Raw genomic sequence first — 22,244 nt, forward strand, 5'->3', positions numbered from 1 at the left:
GAGTGGTCCTGGTTCGATCGGTGAGACCTGGCCGCCAAACCCAGCGATTGCAGAGCGTCTTGCGAGGAGCATAGACCGGCGGCCCGTCGATCCAGCGACCGCCGCTGATCAGCACATGGACACGCCCAAGATCACCCGTCGATCATCGGCGCGAGGCATGCGTGGAAACAGCGTTCGAAGCCGTTCGAACTTCGCATCCGTCAACCAGAACTGCGAAGCCATATCCGTCCTCTTGTGTCTCCACAGGCAATCACGCCTTGGTCCGTAGGAAACCCGTTTGTGGGACCAAGCCCCGCCGCTCCGCAGACCTTTCCTTCCACGCCCGCTTTCGGGTGTCATCCCGGCTCGCATTCCAGTGGGCGAGCATCATGATCACCGAAGCCCTCCCGGTCATCGTCACCGACGGCGCATCCGGCCCGGGCGCCGCGACGGCCAGAACGTTGCGTGGGGGCTGAGGAAACGATCCTCGATCTGAACGCCGCAGCGGGACGGGCGCCCTCGACAGCGTCACCGACGTCGAGGGCGCCGCCGGCGCGCTGGAAGAGGCGAGGGTCGCCATCGATCTGATCGGCCCCTCCATAAGATGTCCAAGTTCGCGGCCCATCCGTGCGCCGCCGATTCGGTGGGCGAAGAGCGCGGCGTGGTTCCAGAAGCGCCAGCGTCGCCGCATCAGACAGTCTGATCGGCCAGGCGGCCTATGCCGCGTCCAAGGCGCGGGCATTGTCGGCATGGCCCTGCCGGCCGCGCGCAAGCTCGCCGGCCACGGCATTCGCGTAATGATCAGCGCGCCCGGCGTCTTCTGGCTCCCTGCTGGAAGACTTGCTGAAGGAGGCGCAGCATTCGCCGGGCATGCAGACGCCTTCCCCAGCCGCCTTGGGCCAGCCGCAAGAGTTCGCCGATCCGGTGTGGTCGACCGTGGCCAATCCAAAGCAGAACCGCTCGAGCGCTGAGACGTGAGCGGGCCGGTAATGCCGGCTCACGCCCTCGATGTCAGAACCGATAGGCCACCCCGACACGCAGGTTGCGGCCGGGGAGGGGGGCGATGTCCTTGAGGAAGGAGGCGTGTTCGCGGGCTTCCTCGTTGGTCAGGTTGCGCGCCTCGGCGAACAGGGTGACGTTCTGTTGGGCGAAGGGGCGCACGGCCAAGGACGCGTTGACCAACGTATAGTCGTTGGTCGGCAGTTCGAATTCGTTGGCGACGCGGTCCTGTTGGCCCACGTGCCGCACCTCGGCGCTGGCGTCGAAGCGGGTCGAGGTCCAGGCCAGGCGGCCGGTGACGGAATAGGGCGGGATGCGCGCGGCGGGGCCGAAATCGGTCTGGGCGTGAACGTAGTCGGCAGACCCTTCCAGCGACAGCTTGCGATCGCCGTCCTGCCAAAGGGCGTAGGCGCCCTCCAGTTCGAAGCCGTAGAATTTCGCATCGGTCTGGACGAAGCGGTAGACGGGGAAGGTCTCGTTCTCTTCCTCGAACAGGAACTGTTCGCCGGTCGGGCGCTCGTCGATGAAGCCGTCGTACCAGGAATGATAGACGTGCAGGTCGCCCGTGAACCGGCCGCGATCGTAGTGGGCGGTGCCCTCCAGCGTGGTGACCTTTTCGCTGTTCAGGTTCAGGTCGCCCGTCTCATAGGCCGCGGTGGCGATGTGGACGCCATTGGCGAACAGTTCGACTTCGCTGGGCGCCCGCTCGTTGTGGGCCAGGCTGAGACCCAGGAACAGGCCGGGCGCGGGGCGCAGGAAGGCGGCGGCGGAGGCGGACCAGTTGTCGAAGGTGCGGTTCACCTCGCTGGTCGCGCCGATCGGGGTGCCCGACAGCTCGCGCCGGTCATAGCGCAGACCGCCCTCGAAGCCGTGATTGCCCAGATCCAGCCGCTGCACCGTATAGACGCCGACCTCGTCGATATCGACGGTGGGCACGAAGGCTTCCTCGCCGATGGCCTGGAAGTTGCGCGACAGGGTCTGAACGCCCAAGGCGCCGTTCCAGCCGCCGCGTTGGCGCTGAACCAGGTCGGCGCGGGCTTCCCAGCCGTCGGAGTTGAACGCCGTGCCCGGCTCGCCCACATCCTCGAACTCGGTGTGGGTGTAGTCGGCGTGGCCATAGGAGCCGCGCAGGGCCGAGAAGGGGCCGTCGTCGAACCGGTATTCGCCGCGCGCGTCCCAGCGCTTCTGGTTCAGCTTGATGAAGACGGATTCCTCGGCGACCGTGCCGTATTCGCTGTCGGTGTTCTTGTAGGAGACGCCGGCGAAGCCCTTGTCCCCGATGTAGGACCCGCCGACGCCCCAGGTCTCCAGATCGGTATAGCTGTTGGGCTGTTTGCCGCCGCCGCCCCGGGCGATGCCTTCGGCGGCGGCGCGGCGAGCGGAGATGGCCGGGGCGGGGATGTCGTAGTCGTCGGTCTTGCGCTTCACCCCATCGACGTTGAAGGCGAAATTGCCCGAACCCACCGTGACGCGGCCGAAGGCGCTGCGGCCGTCATCGACGCTGGACGCCTGGGCCGAGACCACGCCCGCGACGCCGCCCTGGGGGATGGCGGTGGGGATGCGGTCGTCCAGCACATTGACCACGCCGCCGATGGCCGAGCCGCCATAGACCAGGGTGGCGGGGCCGCGAATGATCTCGATGCGGTTGGCCTCGGCGGGGTCGGTCGCCACGGCGTGGTCGGGCGAGACCGAACTGGCGTCGATCAGGCCGATGCCGTTGGTCAGCACCTGGACGCGCGGCCCGCTCAGACCCCGGATGACCGGACGGCTGGCGCCCGGCGCGAAGTCGGTGGAGCGGACCCCCGGACGCCCGTTCAACAGGTCTCCCAACGACGCGGCCGGTGCGGTGGCCAAGGTCTGTTCGTCCAGCACGTCGGTAGCGATGACCGCCGCCCTCTGGCTGACGCCATAGGGAACGCCCGTGACGATGACGTCATCGACCGTGGTCGGCGTATTGGCGGTCGATTGCGCGGCGGCGGCGCCAGCCAGCACGGTGGAGCCGACCGCAGCCAGAAGCAGCGAGCGCAGGGCGGGGGAGGAACGCATGTCGGGAGCTTTCGAGACGGAAAGCGGGAATGTTATGAGATAACATCACATGTGGTCAAGTGACGCATGGACGCCGACGCCAGATGCGCCCTGAAAACCACGTCCGCCGATCACGATGAATGGTCCGCCGTCAGCTCGGGGTTGAAAATAAAACGGCGCGCCCGGAGCGATACAGGTTCAGACATGGCGCGCTTCGTCGCGCCGCGCATCTGGACATTCCAAGCTTTGGCACGCCCTGCATCCCGGTCCGGATTGGCCCCGTGGGCGCTTGAAAGTCCCCGACTTTAAAGAACCGACTTGTTTCGATCCTGGACCTAAGTCCCGTTGATCCGTCGGACAGATAGACGTTCGACCAGCGACACGTCGAACACCGTACGTCTGCGGGCGCCGGGTCCCTCCGCGATACGTTGGACCAGGGTCTCGATTGCGGAGACGACCATGGCCTCGATCGGCATGTCTATCGTCGTCAGTGGCGGCGTGTTGAGGGCCGCCCAAGGAATATCGTCAAAGCCTACGATGGAGACATCTTGAGGCACAGACAGCCCCACGCTCTGGAGATGTCGCATGGCGCCTATGGCGATCAGATCTGATCCTGCGACGACGGCCGTCACCTCACGACGTTCCAAGGCGCGGGCTGCGGCGGGGTCCAGGTCGAGGGCGAAGGCGTTCTCGACGTTCCAGGCCAGGTTTGCGTGTTGGCGAATGACGGCAATGGCCCCTTCGGCCCGGTGGCGGGCGCTGGATGCGGCGAGAGGGCCGGAAATTACTCCTATGTTTACATGACCTGCGGCCATCAGGTGTTCCGCCGCCAGTCGCCCCCCCATGGCGTAGTCCGCCAGAACCACGTCGTAGTCGGGCAGGTTGCGGTCCAACACCACGATGGGGATGCGTCCCATGTCCGTCGTCGGACGGCTTGTCCGAGGGTTGCTGTCATCGATAGGGAACCACAACAGTCCGTCTATGCCCTGGTCGACGAGCAACCGAATGGCGGCGCGCTGCTCCTCCAACGCCCCGCCGGTATCCGCCAGCAGCACATTGTAGCCCTGACGCCTGGCGGTCTGCAGCACGGCTTGGGCCAGGCTGGGAAAGAACGGATTGGTCAGGTCGGGCAGTACGAGGCCCAGCACGCCGGTTCGGCCGGTTTTCATGGCCTTGGCGCTGGTGTTGGGACGATACCCGAGATCGCCGGCGACCTGGAGAATGTGAGCGCGTGTCGTCTCGCCGACCGAGCCGGAGCCGTTAATGGCATAGGAGGCGCTGGCCAAGGACACACCCGCCGCCCGGGCGACATCCTTCAGTGTCGGGCGACGTGAGCTGTTCATTCGGTGGAAAACCTTGATGCAAGCGCTGGCAGCCGTCGCCCCGCCGCCCCGCCGCCCTCAGTGGGGCAGCGGGGCGTTCCGCGTCAAGCCGATCAGAATCGCGTCCGCAGCGACACGGTGAGCGTGCGAGGCGCACCCACGAAGTAGCGATCCAAGGTGCGGACGTCGGGGCCGGACGTCAGGCCGAACTCCGGCTGGTTCGCCGTCGAACTGCTGACGGCGGCCAGATAGGTCTCGTCGAACAGGTTATCGATGTTGAATTGCAGTCTGGTCGTCGGCAGACCGGCGACGTCCAGGTCGTAATGGGCGGTCAGTCCCATGATCGTATAGGCCTCCAGCGTCTCGACCTCGACCTCCCTGAAGGTGGTCGGGGCGATGATGTGGCCCCCCGCGCGCTCCCCGACATAGCGGGCGTTCAGTTCGACCCGAACATTGCGGGTTGGGGACCAGCCAACCTGGGCGAACAGTGAGTGGCGGGGAATATCGCGCACCCGGGCGCCGCCGATGATGCCTAATGACGCCAGGGTGGCGCGGTCTGCGCTGCCTGCAGCAGGGTTGTCATGAGTTGCATCCTGATAGGCGAAGGCCGCGTAGAGGTCGATCACGCCCAAATTCTGAAAGCCGGTCACCTCCAAGCCACGAGACGTTTGCCCCAAGGTGTTCGCGGCGCGCGTGGCGACATTGCCGCGCACAATCTCGTCTGGATCGAGGATGGCAGTCGGATCGCGAGGGACGATTCCCACGCCGTTCTTCAGATCCACGTCGTAGGCCTGAATCGAGAAGGCTCTGTCGGTGGATACATAGCGCAATCCGAGGTCCAGATTGCGTGTCTGGATCGGGGCCAGCGCATCAGGGTCGATCACCGCCGTCGAACCCAGGAAGGCATCCTCTGGAATGCCCGAGAAGTTGCGCGCATAGCCCCCGAAGACCTCCCATTGCGGCGTCAGTCGCCAGGTCGCGCCCAGTTTGGGGTTGATGTCGGAAGCCTGGGAGAAAGCCAGCTCGGCCCGATATTCCAACGGTGACTTGGCCTCGTAACGAATATCATACCAGGTGACGCCGAGGGCCAGCTTCAGTCGCTCGTCGAACAGGCGCACTTCGTCCTGCGCGTAGAGCATGACCGTCTCCACCTCTGCCGATCGCTCATACTCCACATAGTTCAACTGGCTGCGATCGTAGCCGATGCTGCGGACCGGATCGGTGATGCGATAGAAGTTCCGACGCTCGCTGGAATCGCCGCCCTCGTACCAGGCGCCGAATCGCAGGGTGTGGCCTTGGACCAGATCCAGAACCTTCAGTTCCGACGTCAGGCCGTATCGTTCGCGCTCGCGCGGGGTGATGCGCATGTCAGCCAGCCCGCCCACGGCGTTGCTGTCGCGCGTTGTGATCAGGGCGGGACGGATGGCGCCGCCGTTGACGTTATATCCGTTGACGGCGCGCGGATCGGCGCCTGTCATCCGACGCGCGCGGTCCTGATAGCGGAAGGATTCGCCATCCAGCGTCTGGTAATAGGGATTGACGCTCAGAGTAATCCGATCACTGAGGATAAAACGGCCGTTGACGTACGCCAGCAGGTCCTTGCGAACACCGCCCAGCGCGCCCCCGAAATTGACGTCCTTCGCCGGAATTCCGGTCAGGGCGTCAGTCGCCTGGTCGCTGTGTCGATCAACGTTGAACTCGCCCTTGGTGACGATGTTGAAGTCGTTGTCTGTCTGGTCGTTGTAGGCGACCCGGCCCTGGATCATAGAGCCGTTGTCGAACCGCTTGCGCAACTTGACTTCGTAGTGGTCGCGCTGGCTTGAACGGCTGTCTCGCCCGGCCCAGACGTCGTTCTCCTGGAAAGAGGCGGACGCATAGCCGGTAAGGCCCGGCGCGAACTCGCCGAAGTCGGCTCGCCCATACAGGCGACGGAAGTCAAATGACCCCAGGCCTGCTTCGATCGTCAGGCCGGGATCTTGGGTCGGATCGTTGGTGATGAAATCGATGAATCCCCCGAGTGCGAAACGCGAGGGGGCGCCAATGTCGGCCGAGCTTTGCGAGGCGACGATCTTGCCGATATTGCTGGATTCGATGAAACGGGTCGGGGGCGAGCCGCCGTTGAAGCGCGCATCGCCCGTGGGCACCCCATCGATCGTCAGGCCGATCTGCTCCTTGTTCAGCCCGCGCATGTAAAGCTCGAACGAAAAGCTGCCGCCGCGTGCGTCACCGGTGGAAACCTGAACGCCCGGGACCTTGACCAGGCTTTGCATGATGTCGGCGCCTAAGGGCCGTTCAGCGATGTCTTCCGCACCCAAGGTGAAGGTCGCCCGCGTCAAGCCCGAGCCGAACCGCTCGGCGGTGACGACAACATCCTCAATGTCGGGGGGCGCGCCGTCCGCCTCCTGCGCCAGGGCGAGCGAGGCCTGGCTCAACCCCGCCAACAAGGCGCTAGACGCCAACCAGATCGATTTCTTCATTTCAACACCCCCATGCCTCCCCGAGACAATCAGAGAAGATGAAACGTTTCATCGGTTATGGAGGTGACGCGGACATTTCGGTCTGATGAAGGTTTCTGTAAGGGCTCGAACCGTCCCAATTCCGGCCGTAAACTCGCAGACTCGAGCAACGTCAGCGTGGTGTTTGTATGAACCGTTTCACCTACTTCACACATTTTCGTTCCACGCATGGTGCGCCAGACTTGCAAGCCGTGGGGCGGTCGGCGCTTTTTAGTTTCGTCGTGTTTCTACAGGCTGGCTGCGTCACCCCTGCCATCGTCCCCATAGGCGTTCTGCAGTTGGCCTCGGAACAGGGCGCCGAAGGTCGCACATTCGGAGGGATTTCAGGTCTGGACCACCACCCGACGAGCAAGGCGTGGCTTCTGATTTCTGACGATCGATCCACACACGGTCCCGCACGCTTCTACGAAGCCGTCCTGAATTGGCGGCAGGACCGTCTGGTCAACGCGCAGATTCGTGGACAACGTCCGCTTCAAAACGACAAGGCTCTGCTCTTTCCTCCAGAGTCCGACCGTTCCAACATCGATGACGAGGTGGCGGACCCCGAAAGCATTCGCTTCGACCCCATCGACGACAGCATCATCTGGTCCAGCGAGGGTGATTCAAGTCGAGGATTCAGCCCCACGATCCGCCGTATGACGATGGAAGGGGGCGCCCTGGGCGTCATCCCCCTCCCATCCGCCCTCGGATTTGATGCCGCCGAGGATCGCGGCGCGATCCCGAACAAGACTGTGGAAGGCTTGGCGTGGACCGCCGGCGGACAAGCCCTCTGGGCCGCCATGGAAGGCCCGCTCAAGCAGGACCGTCTCTCGTCCGACAACGACCAGGGCGCGCTGGTTCGCTTAACGCTCCTGACGCGAACCGGCGAAACGATCAGGCAAAAAGCATATGAGGTCGATCCCGTGATGGCGTCTCGACGTAACAGAGCGGCCGACAGCGGGGTCAGCGAAGTCCTGATGCTCGACGACCAACGAATGCTGGTGCTTGAGCGCGCCGGACTACAAACCGAGAGCGGCGCCTTTGTATTCCGAACGCGGCTGTATTGCGCCGATCTGAACACGGGTGATGACATCCAGGGGCTTGAACGCCTGGCAGGACGCCGCAGTCGTCCTATCGCAAAGCGGCTGATAGCCGATCTGGCTGAAGTCGGCTTGGCCTACAATTTCGAAGGAATGAGTTGGGGCCCCAAACTGAGCGACGATCGCGCCAGTTTGGTGTTCGTGTCGGATAACAACTTCGAAGAGCAGACCCCAACGGTCATCGCGGCTTTTGCCCTTTCGGGTCCTAACGGCGTTGCGGCCTGGGCTGATAAGAACTGCCCTTGAACCGCGAGATCGGCGGCTTGCCGTGGCGTGCTTCTCAAACCGTGTTCACGACGCCGAACCGCCCGCCTGCTAGGCGTTGCAGCAGACAAGGTCTAATTTCGGCTGAAGCCCCGCATCGCCGTCCCGGTGCAACTTGCTTTCAAAGACGAAAGCAAGTGGCGCACCCGGAGCGATTCGAACGCCCGACCCCCAGATTCGTAGTCTGGTGCTCTATCCAGCTGAGCTACGGGTGCGGCTGCCTTGCGGCGAGGGCGGGTCTTTAGCGGGTGGATGGGCCGGACGCAAGCGGGGGAATGCAGTTTCTGCACATCGAATGGTTGGCGCGGGGCGGCGGACAGCTTAGGCGTTGGGGCGACGGCCGTCCGTACCGCCTCTTTCGCCTCGTCCTGGATATCCCATGCGCCCTCTTCATCGCCGACTGGCCGCCCTGCTCGTTCCCGTGATCCTGGCCGGATGCCAGACGGGGACGGCGCCGAACGGGGGCGCGGTCGCAGCGGTTCCGACGTCCGCCCCGGTCAGAAGCGAGGCGGCGCGGGGGCCGTTCGTGGCGGCGGCCAATCCGTTGGCGGCCGAGGCGGGAATGGTGGTGCTGCGGCGCGGCGGGTCGGCGGTGGATGCGGCGGTGGCCATCCAGGCGGTGCTGGGGCTGGTGGAGCCGCAGTCGTCGGGCCTGGGGGGCGGGGCCTTTCTGATGAGCTATGACGCCGAGAGCGGAACCGTCACGGCCTATGACGGGCGCGAGACGGCGCCGGCGTCGGCGACGCCTGAGCTTTTCTATGAGGACGGCAAGCCTCTGCCCTTCATCGACGCGGTGCTGTCGGGGCGCTCGACCGGGGCGCCGGGGGCGGTGGCCATGCTGGCCATGGCGCAGAAGGATCACGGCAAGCTGGCCTGGCGCGATCTGTTCGGGGACGCCGAACGCCTGGCGCGCGACGGCTTCACGGTCAGCCCGCGCCTGGCCGGCATGATCAACGGGAGCAGTCCCCAGGCGCGCACCCGTTGGGCGACGACCTATTTCACCCGGCCGGACGGGCGGCGCTATCAGGCCGGAGACACGCTGAAGAACCCCGCCTATGCCGAGACGGTGGCGCAGCTGGCGGCCCAGGGACCGGGCGCCCTGTATGGCGGGCCGATCGGGCGTCGGATCGCGGCGGCGGTGCAGGAGGGGCCGCGTCCGGGCGGCCTGAGCGAGGCGGACATCGCTGGCTATCGACCCTTGCGACGCGACGCCCTGTGCCGGCCCTATCAGGCCTATGTGGTCTGCGTGCCGCCGCCGCCGTCCAGCGGCGTGGCCCTGCTGCAATTCCTGGCGATGGCGGAGGATACGCCCGATCTGGACAAGGGGGCGCGGAGCCCCGAGGCCTGGGTCGCGTTCGGGCGGCTGCAGCGGCTGATGTATGCGGATCGCGACCGCTATGTCGGCGACAACGATTTCGTCGGCGTGCCCATCGCGGGCCTGCTGGATCCCGACTATGTGGCGGGGCGGGCGGCGCTGGCCCCGCAGGTGAACGGGCCGGTCGAGGCCGGGGCGCCGACCGGATCGCCGCCGCGCGGGACGGACCGGACGGCCGAGCCGGGGGGCACCTCGCACTTCGTCGTCGTCGACGCCTGGGGCAATGCGGTCAGCATGACCACCACGGTCGAGAGCATCTTCGGCAATGGGCGGATGGTCGACGGCTTCTTCCTGAACAACCAGCTGACGGACTTTTCCTTCACTCCGACCGAGGACGGCCATCCGGCGGCCAATGCGGTGGCGGCGGGCAAGCGGCCCCGGTCGTCGATGACGCCGGTGCTGATCCTGGATCGGCAGGGGCGGCTGGTCGGGGCCATCGGCTCGCCCGGCGGGTCCAGCATCCTGGCCTATGTGGCCAAGGCGCTGGTCGGGACGCTGGAGTGGAACCTGTCGATGCAGGAGGCCATCGCCCTGCCCAATCTGGTGGTGCGAGGCGACATGGTCGGGGCCGACACCCAGATGATGACGCCGGACATCCGCGACGCCCTGGGCGCTGCAGGAATGCCGCTGCGGCCGAATGCGACCGAGACATCCGGTCTGCATGGGGCGATCTGGCGCGATGGACGCTGGGACGCGGGGGCGGATCCCCGTCGCGAGGGCGTGGCGGTGTCGGAGGTTCGCTGAAGCCTTAGCGGCTGGGGCGGATCGACAGCTGGAAGGCCAGCAGGCCCTCGCTGACGTCGGTGTCCAGGCCGTTCATGCCGCGCAGACCCTTGCCCGCGTCGATCTCGCGATAGACGACGCCGATGGAGGTCTGCATGTCGCCCTTGCGATAGGCGACGCCGACCGAGGCGTCGCCCAGGAAACTGCCCTTGTCCTGGGTGTAGCCGGAGCGGGCGTAGTCGCCGTCGCGGGTGCGGGCGAAGTTGTAGCCCACGGCCCGGCCCGAACCGGCGGCGTACAGATACCAGCGTGGCCGCTCGCCGAAGCGTTCGGTCCCGCTGGGGGCCAGACGCTCCAGGCCCTCGCCGATCTTGAGGGTTACGCCCGCCTCGGCAGAACGCCCCTCGCTGCCGACGCCGAGACCGGCATGAGGGGTCAGGCTGACCTCAAGACCGGAGGCGGTGCGGCCGTGGGCGCCGCGGAAGCCGCGCACATAGCGCAGGTCGTAGGCGTCGGGGGACAGTTCGGCCCGGTCGACGGGCGTGACCGGCAGGGGCGAGCCATCGGCGCGACGCAGGCGGCCGGCGGTCTCCAGAGTGACCCGGTCGGTGAAGGCGGCGCGGTCGATCCAGACGTCGCGGCGGCTGGCCGCCTCCAGCCCAGAGCGATCGTCATGCTGGAAGGCGGGGGGCAGTTCGATATCGCCGCCGAAGCGCGCGTCGGGCGCGACGCGAAAACGGGTCTGGTCGGTCAGGCGGGCCACGGCGTTGTCGGCGGGCGTGTCGAAAGCGTTGGGCGCCCAGGTCTGGGCGCAGGCGACATCGGCCCCCATCCCGACCGAAGCCAGAACGCCGCAAACCCCCATGATCAACGCCTTGGAACGCATTCGGTCTCCCCACCGATCCGCTGGCGATCACCCTGCAACCAAGAGACGCAGGAGTCCAACAGAGTTTTCGACACGGTTTTGTCGCTTTTCAACGGCGATGCGTGGCGGTGGGTTCCAGAATGAAAAAAGGCCCTGCGGTCGCAGGGCCTTTCTGAAGATCGTCGCTGCGCCGGCCTTACTGGCAGGCCAGGCACTCGTCGTAGTCGGTCTTGGGCATGGAGAAGAGGTCGGGCTGGTTCGGATCGACCACCTCTTCGGCCTTGTCCTCGGCGCCGGCGAAGGCGGCGCGCTGAACCGACTTGGAGCGCAGATAGTAGAGCGACTTCACGCCGCGCTCCCATGCCGACCAATGCAGCATGTGCAGATCCCACTTGTTCACGTCGCCGGGGATGAACAGGTTCAGCGACTGGGCCTGGCAGATTTCCGGCGCGCGGTCGGCGGCCAGTTCGACCACCCAGCGCTGGTCCAGTTCGAAGGCGGTCTTGAACACGCCCTTCTCGTCCTCGTTCAGGTCGTCGATGTGCTGGACAGACCCCTCATGCTCCAGGATCGAGTTCCAGACGGCCTCGGTGTTGATGCCCTTCTCGTCGAGCAGACGCTCCAGATAGGGGTTCTTGACCGCGAACGAGCCGGACAGGGTCTTGTGGGTGTAGATGTTGGCCGGGATCGGCTCGATTCCCGCCGACGTGCCGCCGCAGATGATCGAGATGGAGGCGGTGGGGGCGATGGCGAGCTTGTGGCTGAACCGCTCCATGACGCCGCGCTCCTCGGCGTCCAGGCAGGGGCCCTTTTCCTCGGCCAGCAGGCGGCTGGCCTTGTCGGCCTCGCGACGCAGATGTTTGAACAGGCGCATGTTCCAGGACTTGGCCATGGCGCTTTCGAAGGCGACGCCCTGCCCCTGCAGGAAGGAGTGGAAGCCCATCAGGCCCAGACCCACCGAGCGCTCGCGCTTGGCCGAATAGACGGCGGCGGCCATGGCGGGCGGGGCGCGGCGGATGAAGTCCTCCAGCACATTGTCCAGGAACCGCATCAGGTCCTCGACGAAGCGCGGCTCCTCGCGCCACTCCAGGAAGGTCTCGGCGTTGACCGACGACAGGCAGCAGACGGCGGTGCGGTCCACGCCCAGGTGGTCCTTGCCCGTGTGCAGCATGATCTCGGCGCACAGGTTCGACTGTTTGACCTTCAGGCCCAGGTCGCGCTGGTGCGGCGCCATCTGGCGGTTCACCGTGTCCGAGAAGATCAGATAGGGCTCGCCGGTCTGCATGCGGATGTCGAGCAGCTTGGTCCACAGCGAGCGGGCGTCGACGGTCTTCAGAACCGCGCCGTCCTTGGGCGATTTCAGATCGAAGGTTCCGCCGACCTTCACCGCCTCCATGAACTCGTCGGTGACGTTGATGCCGTGGTGCAGGTTCAGGGACTTGCGATTGAAGTCGCCCGACGGTTTGCGGATCTCCAGGAACTCCTCGATCTCCGGGTGGTGGATGTCGAGGTAGACCGCGGCCGAACCGCGACGCAGCGAACCCTGGCTGATCGCCAGGGTCAGCGAGTCCATGACGCGGATGAAGGGGATGATGCCCGAGGTCTTGCCCGCGCCCTTGACCTTCTCGCCGATGGAGCGGACGCCGCCCCAGTAGGTGCCGATGCCGCCGCCGTTCGAGGCCAGGGCCACATTCTCGTTCCAGACGTTCTGGATGCCGTCCAGGCTGTCGCCCACCGCATTCAGGAAGCAGGAGATCGGCAGGCCGCGATCCGCACCGCCGTTGGACAGGACGGGGGTGGCGGGCATGAACCACAGGCGGCTCATATAGTCATACAGGCGCTGGGCGTGTTCGGCGTCGTCCGAGAAGGCGGTCGAAACGCGCGCGAACATGTCCTGATAGCTTTCGCCCGCCAGCAGATAGCGGTCTTCCAGCGTCTTCTTGCCGAAATCGGTCAGCAGATCGTCGCGCGACCGATCCACCTGCACCGATTTGACCACGGTCAGATGGGGGCGTTCGGGCGTCGGCGTTCCCGCAACGCCTTGGAATTCCGTCGTCTTCAATGCCTCGCCGCCAGCCATGATCATCCGCGTCCTGAACAGAAATCGCCTAGAGCCACCTGCGCCATAACCACATCATCTTGTGGGTTCGGCGCTCCCTGAGCCCACATATAGGGCGCACATGCCTAATAACCCGTCAACGGGCTTGACGGTCGGTTTATGAGCGAATCGGTCGGACAAGTCGCGCAGGCATGTGGAAAAGCCAGCAAGCAAGCCAGCACGCCCCTTTTGCATCCTCGCGACAGCGAGATCACGAGCGCGTGATCGGAACATCCCGCCAGCTTGGCCGTTCGCCAGTCCATGACTTCGTCCGACCTTCGTTCCTTTTTGAGACGCATCCTGACGGTCGCCCGCACCGAGATCGCGGCCCTGACCGCCCTTCTGGTCATGGCGGGCGGGGTGTTGAGCTTCATCGAGATCGCCGACGACATGACCGAGGCGGACGGTCAGGCGTTCGACCAGCACGTCCTGGCCCTGATGCGGCCCTATGCCGACGATCCCGGCCGGCCGTGGGGGCCGTGGTGGCTGAAGGAGGCGGCGGCCGACATCACCTCGCTGGGGGGCATATCGGTGCTGGGTCTGTTCGCCCTGATCGTGATCGTCTTTCTGCTGAGCCAGAGGAAATGGCTGTCGTCGGTCCTGCTGGTGCTGGGCCTCGCCGGCGGCGTGGCGCTGAGCGAGGGGCTGAAGGCGGTGTTCGAGCGCGAACGGCCGCCCGCCGCCATGCAGGCGGTCGAGACGATCAACGCCAGCTTCCCCTCGGGCCACGCCCTGCTTTCCACCGTCTTCTATCTGTCGGTCGCCGTCATGCTGACCCGCGCCTTTCCCAGGCGGCGGTTCAAGGCCTTCGTCCTGGGGGTGGGCATGTTGATGGCCCTGCTGGTCGGGATGACGCGCATCTATCTGGGCGCGCACTGGGCCTCGGACGTGCTGGCCGGATGGGCGGTGGGGGCGGCCTGGGCCATGGCGCTGTGGCTGGTCGCCTATGGCGTGGCCCGGCTGCAGCGGGGGCGTCACGCCGCGCTGCAGGATCAAGACACGCTGGACCAGGCCGAAGCTCCGACCAAAGTCTAAGTGGGCCTGGACGCCTCATCGGGTCACGAGAAGGGCGCAGACGGAGACATGCCATGGACGCCGCAAGCCTTTACGCCGAACGGCTGAAAACCCCCGACCAGGCCGCCGCCCTGATCGCCTCGGGCGCCAAGGTGGCCATGGGCTTAGGCGTGTCGCAGCCCCCCGCCTTGCTCAAGGCCCTGGCCGACCGGGCCGAGCGCGGCGAGGTCGAGGACGTCAACCTCTACTATCTGCTCAGCACCGCCATCGCCGGCCAGACGGTGCTGCGCGACGAACTGATGGGTCGCATCCGTCCCTGGAGCCTGTTCCACACCGCGATCGAACGCGGGCTGGAGCAGCGGGCGCGCGACGCGGGCCGCCCCAGTCCGGTCCAGTTCATCCCCACGGGCTTCCAGCAGTCGCCGCGCCTGCTGTGCCATGAGGTCGGGGTGGATACGCTGATCTGCACCGTGTCGCCGATGGACGAGGACGGCTTCTTCTCGTTCGGCACGAACACCGACTATTCCAAGCCGGTGTCCGAGACGGCCCGCACGGTGATCGTCGAGGTCAATCCGCACATGCCGCGCGTGTTCGGCGACTGCACCGTCCATGTGTCGCGGGTCGCGGCCATCGTCGAACACGCCGCCCCGCTGCTGGTCGTGCCCAGGGCCCAGCCCCAGCCCGCAGACCGCGCCATCGGCCGGATCATCGCCGATCTGGTCGAGGACGGCTCCACGCTGCAGATGGGCATCGGCGCCCTGCCCAACGCCGTCTGCGACGCGCTGAAGGATCACCGCGACCTGGGCGTCCACACCGAGATGCTGACGCCCGGCCTGGTCGAGCTGATGCAGGCGGGGGCGGCCAATCACGCCCGAAAGACCCTGCACCCCGGCGTCGGCGTCTTCGCCTTTTCGATGGGCGACCAGAACACCTACGACTTTCTGGACGGCAATCGCGGGATGGAGGCCCATCCGGTGTCCTATGTGAACGATCCGGCCGTGATCGCCCGAAACGCCAGGATGATTTCGGTCAACGCCACGCTTCAGATCGATCTGTCCGGCGCCTGCTGCTCGGAGTTCCTGAACGGACGCCAGTTCACGGCGGCGGGCGGCCAGTTGGACTTCGTGCGCGGGGCCTATGGGTCGGAAGGCGGCAAGTCGATCATCGCCTGCCACTCCACGGCGGCCAAGGGCGCGGCGTCGCGCATCGTGGCGCGTCTGGACGGGCCGGTGACGACGCCGCGCAACGACACCCACATCGTCGTCACCGAACACGGCTGGACCAATCTGAAAGGCAGGTCGACCAGCGAACGGGCGCTGGCCCTGATCGCCCTGGCGGCGCCCGAGTTCCGCGACGGCCTGACGACCGAGGCGCGCGCTCAGGGTCTGATCTGACGTCGCCGCCCAGGGTTCCGCCACGCGCCGACGACGGCTAAGCTTTCGCCCATGACCGAACCGCTTCTGTCTATAGACCGCGTCAGCGTCGCGCGCGGCGACCGCGCCCTGCTGAACGGCGTCAGCCTGACCATCCCCGAGGGACGCCACACCGCCATCCTGGGCCGCAACGGCTCGGGCAAGTCGACCCTGGTCAAGCTGATCACCCGCCAGATCTATCCGACCGCCGGCGCGGGCGGGCATGGAGCGCTGGGCGAGGTCCGCATCCTGGGCCGCGCGCACTGGGACGTCTTCGAACTGCGCAGCCTGCTGGGCGTGGTGTCGCCCGCCGTCCAGTCCGACTTCACCAGCGACGAGGGGCTGGAGGTGTTCGATGCGGTGGTGTCCGGCTTCTTCGCCGCGCGCGGCGTGTGGAACCACAAGGTGACGGAGGCGATGCGCCGGGCCAGCCGCGAGGCGCTGGCGCGGATGGGCGCCGCCCATCTGATCGGGCGGACCATGGCCACCCTGTCGACGGGCGAGGCGCGGCGCGTGCTGATCGCCCGCGCCCTGGTTCACCAGCCCCGCGCCCTGCTGCTGGACGAACCCTGCGGCGGGCTGGACCCGGCGACGCGGCGACAGTTCCTGGAGGCGCTGCGCGACGTGGCGCGGTCGGGCGTGACCCTGGTGCTGGTCACCCACCACATTGAGGAAATCCTGCCCGAGATCGATCATCTGGTAATGCTGCGCGACGGTCAGGTGCTGGCGGACGGCGCCAAGCACGACCTGCTGACCCCCCCGGTCCTCGGCGACCTGTTCGGCCTACCGACCACGGTCGAACGACGCGGCGACTGGTTCTGGGCGCATCTGGATTGAGGCGGCGCGTCCTGCGGCGGCTTGCCGGAGGATGACGAAAGGGAGAAGCTGGGAACCTCATGCTGCGCGCCCTCCTTCTGATCCTGGCCCTGATCGCCACGCCCGTCGGCGCGAGCGCGGCCCAGCGAGCCTATGCGACGCAAGGCGATTGCGGCGGGCGGCCGATGACCACGGTGCGGATGGCGCCGGGCTATTGCCTGGGCCTGGTGTGGCAGGGCGACGGGGCGGACGGGCCGCGAATGCCGCGCGGCCTGCTGGCCCTGTCCGGCGGCGACTGGCTGGTCACGGACCTGGGCGGTTGGCAGGCCGGGCGCGGCTCGGTCTGGCGGCTGTCGTTCGCACCGGACGGATCGCCGCGCTGGCGCAGGCTGGCCCAGGGTCTGTCCATGCCCCACACCGTGGCGCGTGGGCCGGACGGCCGCATCTATGTGTCCGAAATGAACCGCATCCTGACGCTGGACCCCGACGCGGCCGATCCGGCGGCGACGGTGCGGACCGTGATCGGCGACCTGCCGGACAACCGGCTGCACGACAACCGCCACCCGCTGTCCAGCTTCGTCTTCGACGACGACGGGGCGCTGCTGGTCAATGTCGGGGCGCCCAGCGACCGCTGCGTGGACGACAGGGGTCGGCCGCGCACGACGGCCTCGGGCGCCTGCGCCGACAGCGCGGAGACGGCCCAGGTGCGGCGTCACGCCTATCTGGGGAACGGCCGGTGGGCCGAGGCTGGCACGGTCTTCGCTTCGGGCCTGAGGAACTCCATCGCCCTAGTCCGGCATTCGTCGGGCACGATCCTGCAGGGCGAGAATTCGGTCGATCTGACCACGCCGGACCATCCCTATGACGAGATCAATGTGCTGCGCCCAGGCGGCCATTACGGCTGGCCCTATTGCGTGGACCTGGCGACGCCCCTGCCGGGATGGAGCGCGGCCCGGGCGCGATGCGGCCAGAGGGATCGGCCCGCTGGCCCTGCTGCCGCCGCACGCGGCGCCGCTGGACCTGATCTATTACGACGGGGCGATGTTCCCCGAACTGCGCGGCCGGCTGCTGATGAGCTGGCACGGCTATCGCCGGGCTGCCGGTCGGATCGTTGCGGCGGAAACCGACGGGCAGGGTCGGCCGCTGACCGACACGGGAGGGCGTTACGCCATCTATCCGCGCGGCTCGCTGCCCTATCCCGCCGGCGCGCCCAGCGTGCGCGGCAAGGTGCTGACGCCCGGCTGGGATAGGGTCGCAGGCCGTCAGCCGCGCGGCTCGCCGGTCGTGATGGCCGTCGCCGCCGACGGCTCCATCTGGGTCACGGACGACCGCAACCGGGCGATCCTGAGAATCGCCCGGCCGTAACGGTCTTTAGCCCTCGCGGGCCTCGCGCTTGGCCAGGACGCGCAGACGCAGCGCATTCAGCTTGATGAAGCCGGCGGCGTCCTTGTGGTCATAGGCCTGGACGCCTTCCTCGAAGGTCACCAGGTCCTGGTCGTACAGGCTGTTGGGGCTTTCGCGGCCGATGACCGAGACATTGCCCTTGTACAGCTTGACCTTGACCGAGCCGGACACCTTCTCCTGGCTCAGGTCGATGGCGGCCTGCAGCATCTCGCGCTCGGGCGAGAACCAGAAGCCGTTGTAGATCAGCTCGGCGTATTTCGGCATCAGCTGGTCCTTCAGGTGCATGGAGCCGCCGTCCAGGGTGATGCTTTCGATGCCGCGGTGCGCCGCGATCAGGATGGTCCCGCCGGGGGTCTCGTAGACGCCGCGCGACTTCATGCCCACGAAGCGGTTTTCGACCAGGTCCAGACGGCCGACGCCGTTGTCGTGGCCGTACTGGTTCAGGGCGGTCAGCAGGGTCGCCGGGCTCATGGCTTCGCCATTGATCGACACCGGATCGCCCTTCTCGAAGCCGATTTCGATGACGGTCGCCACGTCCGGCGCGTCCTCCGGGCTGATGGTGCGCTGGTGGACGAACTCGGGCGCCTCGACCGCCGGGTCTTCCAGAACCTTGCCCTCGGACGAGGAGTGCAGAAGGTTGGCGTCGACGCTGAACGGCGCCTCGCCGCGCTTGTCCTTGGAGATCGGGATCTGGTTCTTCTCGGCGAAGTCCAGCAGGGCCTCGCGGGAGCGGAACTCCCACTCGCGCCAGGGGGCGATGACGCGAATGTCGGGCTCCAGCGCATAATAGCCCAGCTCGAACCGGACCTGGTCGTTGCCCTTGCCGGTCGCGCCGTGACAGACGGCGTCGGCGCCGACCTGACGCGCGATCTCGATCTGGCGCTTGGAGATCAGCGGACGGGCGATGGAGGTGCCCAAGAGATAGTCGCCCTCATACTGCGCATTGGCGCGGAACATCGGGAAGACGAAGTCGCGCACGAACTCCTCGCGCAGGTCGTCGATGAAGATGTTCTCGGGCTTGATGCCCAGCTTCAGCGCCTTCTCGCGCGCCGGGCCAAGCTCCTCGCCCTGGCCCAGATCGGCGGTGAAGGTCACGACCTCGGCGTTATATTCGGTCTGCAGCCACTTCAGGATGATCGAGGTGTCCAGCCCGCCCGAATAGGCGAGGACGACCTTCTTGACGGGCTTGTCGGCGGGGGCGGACATGGCGGCTCTCTCAGTAAGACGGTGGCGCAAGGATCGGGGAGTTGACGCGCGCATAAGACCGGGGGTCCGGCGATGCAACCTTTTCCAATCGGGGGCCGACGTCGAACATGAAGCTTTGGTCATGTTTCATTCCGTCGCGTTGCCAGCCGACCGACCCGCGTTATGGTCCGTTCACCTGAAATCCGAGGATGATCTATGCGCCGCACCGGCTCTCTCGTCGCCGCCGCCGCCCTTCTGGCGGTGTCCACCCCCGTCTGGGCCTCCGTCGCGCCCGCGCCGGCCGCCCAGGCCGCCGCGCCCGCCCCGCGCGCCGCGCCGGTCGCCGACCTGGTCGCCGCCGTGGACATTCCCTACACCAGGTTCACCCTGGACAACGGCCTGACCGTCCTGGTCCACGAGGACCATAAGGCCCCCGTCGTCGCCGTTTCGGTCTGGTACAACGTCGGCTCCAAGGACGAGCCGGCCGGCAAGACCGGCTTCGCCCACCTGTTCGAACACCTGATGTTCGGCGGCTCGGAAAACGCGCCCGGCAGCTATTTCACGCCGATGCGCAACATGGGCGCGACCGACATGAACGGGACCACCTATTTCGACCGCACCAACTATTTCGAGACGGTCCCGACCCCGGCGCTGGAACAGGCCCTGTTCATGGAAAGCGACCGCATGGGCTATATGCTGGGCGCCATCAGCCAGGAGACGCTGGATCTGCAGCGCGGCGTCGTCCAGAACGAAAAGCGTCAGGGCGACAACCAGCCCTATGGTCTGAACCAGTACAAGCAGCTGGAGGCCCTGTTCCCCGAAGGCCACCCCTATCGCCACTCGACCATCGGTTCGATGGCCGATCTGGACGCCGCCTCGATGCAGACGGTCCGCGACTGGTTCACCTCCAACTACGGCCCGAACAATGCGGTGCTGGTGCTGGCCGGCGACATCACCCCCGCCAAGGCGCGTGAACTGACCGACAAATACTTCGGCCCGATCGCCAAGGGCCCCGTCAACACTCCGAACCAGGCGCCGGTCCCCACCCTGGCCGCCCCGGTCAACGAGACGACCCGCGACCGGGTGTCCAACGCCCAGGTCGAAATCAGCTGGGCCGTGCCGGGCATGCTGGACGCGGACTCCGTGCCGCTCAGCGTCGCGGCCTCGGTCCTGGGCGGCCTGGCGTCCTCGCGCCTGGACAACGAACTGGTGCGCGGCGAACAGACCGCCGTCTCGGTCAGCGCCGGCAACAGCGCCTTCCACCGCGTCGGCATCTTCGAGATGAGCGCCATGGTCAAGCCCGGCGAAGACCCGGCCGCCGTCGAGGCGCGTATGCGTGAAATCCTGAACGGCCTGATCGCGGACGGCCCCACCCAGGACGAGATCAACCGCGTCGTCACCCAGTATGCGTCGCGCCGCATCCAGGGGCTGGAACAGGTCGGCGGCTTCGGCGGCAAGGCCACGGCCCTGGCCGAGGGCCAGCTCTACGCCGGCGATCCCGAGTTCTACAAGAAGCAGCTGGCCGCCTACGCCGCCGTCACCCCGGCCCAGGTCAAGGCCGCCATGCAGAAGTGGCTGACGCGCCCGGCCTATACGCTGACGACGCTGGTGGGCCAGCGCGAAGCCTATCAGGAGGCGGCCGCCGCGCCGTCCGGCGCCAACCACACCCCGGCGCCGGAAATCCAGCGCAAGGCGCGCATGGCCAAGCCCGAGATCGGCCAGGTCGCCAATGTCGACTTCCCGGCCGTCGAGCGCACCCGCCTGTCGAACGGCATGGAGGTGATCTACGCCCATCGCGACGCCACCCCGACCACCAAGATCGCCATCGACTTCGACGCCGGTCTGGCGGCCGACGACCGGGCCAAGCTGGGTCTGCAGACCCTGATGCTGGACCTGATGGACGAGGGCACCCAGACGCTGAACGCCACCCAGCTGGCCGAGGCGCAGGAGGCCCTGGGCGCCACCATCACCACCGGCGCGACCATGGACAGCTCGCTGATCCAGCTGTCGGCCCTGACGCCGAACCTGCAGCCGTCGGTGGCCCTGATGGCCGACGTCGTGCGCCGCCCCGCCTTCGCCCCGGCCGAGCTGGAGCGTCTGCGCGCCACGCGCTTGTCGCGCATCGCCGCCGAGCGCACCCAGCCGGCGGCCCTGGCCAGCCGGGCCCTGCCCGAACTGATCTATGGCGCGGACAGCCCCTACGGCCGTCCGTTCAGCGGCGCCGGCGACGAGGCCAGCGTCAAGGCGATCACCGAGGCGGACATTCGCACCGACTACGCCCGGTGGATCCGGCCGGACAACGCCAAGATCTTCATCGTATCGGACAAGCCGCTGTCCGAAGTGACCCCGATCCTGGACGCCGCCTTCGGCCAGTGGGTCCCGCCGGCGTCGGCCAAGCCGGTCAAGGATTTCTCGGCCCCGATCCCGGCCGCGACGCCCAAGATCGTGCTGATCGACCGCCCGCAGTCGCCCCAGTCCTACATCATGGGCGGCGAAGTTCTGGGCGTGTCGGGCAAGGACGATCTCTTGGTGCTGAACGCGGCCAACAATGTGTTGGGCAACGACTTCCTGTCGCGCATCAACACCGATCTGCGCGAGACCAAGAGCTGGTCCTACGGCGTCAACGCCTCGGTCAATCCGTTCGCCGGGCGCGTGCCCTATCTGGTGACCGCCCCGGTCCAGGCCGACAAGACCGGCCCCGCCATCGAAGCGCTGAACCAGCAGTTCAACGACTTCCTGTCGGGCGGAAAGGGCGTGACGGCCGAGGAGCTGCAACGCACCATCAACGGCAACACCCGCCGTCTGGCCGGCAGCTACGAGACGTCGGCCGCTGTCCTGGGCGCCATGCGTCAGAACGATCTTCTGGGTCGGCCCGACGACTATCCCGAAACGGTCGCGGCGCGCACCAACGCCCTGACGGCCGCCCAGCTGGACGCCGCCGCCAAGGCCGCCATCGACCCGTCCAAGTTCGTCTGGGTGGTGGTCGGCGACGCCTCGGTGGTCAAGCCGCAGCTGGACGCCCTGGGCATCCCGGTCGAGGTCCGCTCGGCGGCGCCCGCCGCCCAGTAGGGCGACGGCAGACCGAAACGACGAAGGCCCGGAGAGCGATCTCCGGGCCTTTTTCTTTGCGTTATTTTTTCGTCATCCTCCGGCAAGCCGCCTCTTCGC

The 22,244-nt window shown here is 66.9% G+C and carries 14 protein-coding genes, 1 tRNA gene and 1 pseudogene; 8 read left to right on the plus strand and 8 right to left on the minus strand.

What is annotated here, in order from left to right; genetic code table 11:
* From B3Z70_RS02090 to B3Z70_RS02105, 4 genes and pseudogenes are all read right to left on the minus strand, one after another.
* Positions 1 to 222 (minus strand): annotated as a pseudogene (locus B3Z70_RS02090) (transposase); the annotation flags it as partial.
* A gap of 768 nt (positions 223 to 990) precedes the next feature.
* On the minus strand, positions 991 to 3,024 hold the full coding sequence (locus tag B3Z70_RS02095; protein ID WP_292021515.1) for a TonB-dependent receptor: 2,034 nt from the start codon (positions 3,022 to 3,024) through the stop codon (positions 991 to 993).
* Positions 3,025 to 3,338: 314 nt separating this feature from the next.
* On the minus strand, positions 3,339 to 4,346 hold the full coding sequence (locus B3Z70_RS02100) for a LacI family DNA-binding transcriptional regulator (RefSeq protein ID WP_292021513.1): 1,008 nt from the start codon (positions 4,344 to 4,346) through the stop codon (positions 3,339 to 3,341).
* Between the two features lie 92 nt (positions 4,347 to 4,438).
* Positions 4,439 to 6,802 carry a TonB-dependent receptor gene (locus tag B3Z70_RS02105; RefSeq protein WP_292021510.1) on the minus strand — a complete coding sequence of 788 codons (2,364 nt, stop codon included), beginning with the start codon at positions 6,800 to 6,802 and terminating at the stop codon, positions 4,439 to 4,441.
* A gap of 167 nt (positions 6,803 to 6,969) precedes the next feature.
* Here B3Z70_RS02105 and B3Z70_RS02110 point away from each other — a divergent pair, with 167 nt between their 5' ends.
* Entirely contained in the window at positions 6,970 to 8,166 is a 1,197-nt protein-coding gene (locus B3Z70_RS02110; protein ID WP_292021508.1) for an esterase-like activity of phytase family protein, read from the plus strand.
* Positions 8,167 to 8,322: 156 nt separating this feature from the next.
* Here B3Z70_RS02110 and B3Z70_RS02115 read toward each other — a convergent pair.
* Positions 8,323 to 8,399 (minus strand) — tRNA-Arg (locus B3Z70_RS02115).
* A 164-nt stretch (positions 8,400 to 8,563) separates the two neighbouring features.
* Between B3Z70_RS02115 and B3Z70_RS02120 the strand changes: the two genes are divergently transcribed.
* Positions 8,564 to 10,303, plus strand: coding sequence for a gamma-glutamyltransferase family protein (locus tag B3Z70_RS02120; RefSeq protein ID WP_292021506.1), 1,740 nt, complete (start codon positions 8,564 to 8,566; stop codon positions 10,301 to 10,303).
* A 4-nt stretch (positions 10,304 to 10,307) separates the two neighbouring features.
* Here B3Z70_RS02120 and B3Z70_RS02125 read toward each other — a convergent pair whose 3' ends face one another.
* Both B3Z70_RS02125 and B3Z70_RS02130 read right to left on the minus strand, forming a co-directional pair.
* The gene (locus B3Z70_RS02125) at positions 10,308 to 11,168 is read right to left on the minus strand and encodes a lipid A-modifier LpxR family protein (protein WP_292021504.1); all 861 of its coding nucleotides are present in this window, start codon (positions 11,166 to 11,168) and stop codon (positions 10,308 to 10,310) included.
* 175 nt (positions 11,169 to 11,343) lie between these two features.
* On the minus strand, positions 11,344 to 13,233 hold the full coding sequence (locus tag B3Z70_RS02130) for a ribonucleoside-diphosphate reductase subunit alpha (RefSeq protein WP_292021502.1): 1,890 nt from the start codon (positions 13,231 to 13,233) through the stop codon (positions 11,344 to 11,346).
* A gap of 300 nt (positions 13,234 to 13,533) precedes the next feature.
* Between B3Z70_RS02130 and B3Z70_RS02135 the strand changes: the two genes are divergently transcribed.
* The 5 genes from B3Z70_RS02135 to B3Z70_RS02155 are packed head-to-tail and all read left to right on the plus strand — an operon-like array spanning position 13,534 to position 17,852.
* Positions 13,534 to 14,280: a phosphatase PAP2 family protein gene (locus B3Z70_RS02135; RefSeq protein WP_292044535.1), complete on the plus strand. Its 747-nt coding sequence runs from the start codon at positions 13,534 to 13,536 to the stop codon at positions 14,278 to 14,280.
* Positions 14,281 to 14,333: 53 nt separating this feature from the next.
* Positions 14,334 to 15,653: an acetyl-CoA hydrolase/transferase family protein gene (locus B3Z70_RS02140; RefSeq protein WP_292021499.1), complete on the plus strand. Its 1,320-nt coding sequence runs from the start codon at positions 14,334 to 14,336 to the stop codon at positions 15,651 to 15,653.
* A gap of 51 nt (positions 15,654 to 15,704) precedes the next feature.
* The gene (locus B3Z70_RS02145; RefSeq protein WP_292021497.1) at positions 15,705 to 16,508 is read left to right on the plus strand and encodes an ABC transporter ATP-binding protein; all 804 of its coding nucleotides are present in this window, start codon (positions 15,705 to 15,707) and stop codon (positions 16,506 to 16,508) included.
* A gap of 59 nt (positions 16,509 to 16,567) precedes the next feature.
* Complete coding sequence (locus tag B3Z70_RS02150) at positions 16,568 to 17,737, plus strand: PQQ-dependent sugar dehydrogenase (protein WP_292021495.1); 1,170 nt, start codon at positions 16,568 to 16,570, stop codon at positions 17,735 to 17,737.
* Entirely contained in the window at positions 17,703 to 17,852 is a 150-nt protein-coding gene (locus B3Z70_RS02155) for a hypothetical protein (RefSeq protein ID WP_292044536.1), read from the plus strand. Before B3Z70_RS02150 ends, B3Z70_RS02155 begins: the two co-directional genes overlap by 35 nt.
* Before the next feature lie 6 nt (positions 17,853 to 17,858).
* On the opposite strand, the gene B3Z70_RS02160 is transcribed toward B3Z70_RS02155, so the two are convergent.
* Positions 17,859 to 19,097: an argininosuccinate synthase gene (locus B3Z70_RS02160; RefSeq protein ID WP_292021493.1), complete on the minus strand. Its 1,239-nt coding sequence runs from the start codon at positions 19,095 to 19,097 to the stop codon at positions 17,859 to 17,861.
* A 195-nt stretch (positions 19,098 to 19,292) separates the two neighbouring features.
* Here B3Z70_RS02160 and B3Z70_RS02165 point away from each other — a divergent pair, with 195 nt between their 5' ends.
* Positions 19,293 to 22,145: a M16 family metallopeptidase gene (locus tag B3Z70_RS02165; protein ID WP_292044537.1), complete on the plus strand. Its 2,853-nt coding sequence runs from the start codon at positions 19,293 to 19,295 to the stop codon at positions 22,143 to 22,145.
* Positions 22,146 to 22,244: the final 99 nt, after the last annotated feature.

Origin of the sequence: Brevundimonas sp. UBA6550 (assembly GCF_002434505.1) — a bacterium.
GTDB lineage: Bacteria > Pseudomonadota > Alphaproteobacteria > Caulobacterales > Caulobacteraceae > Brevundimonas.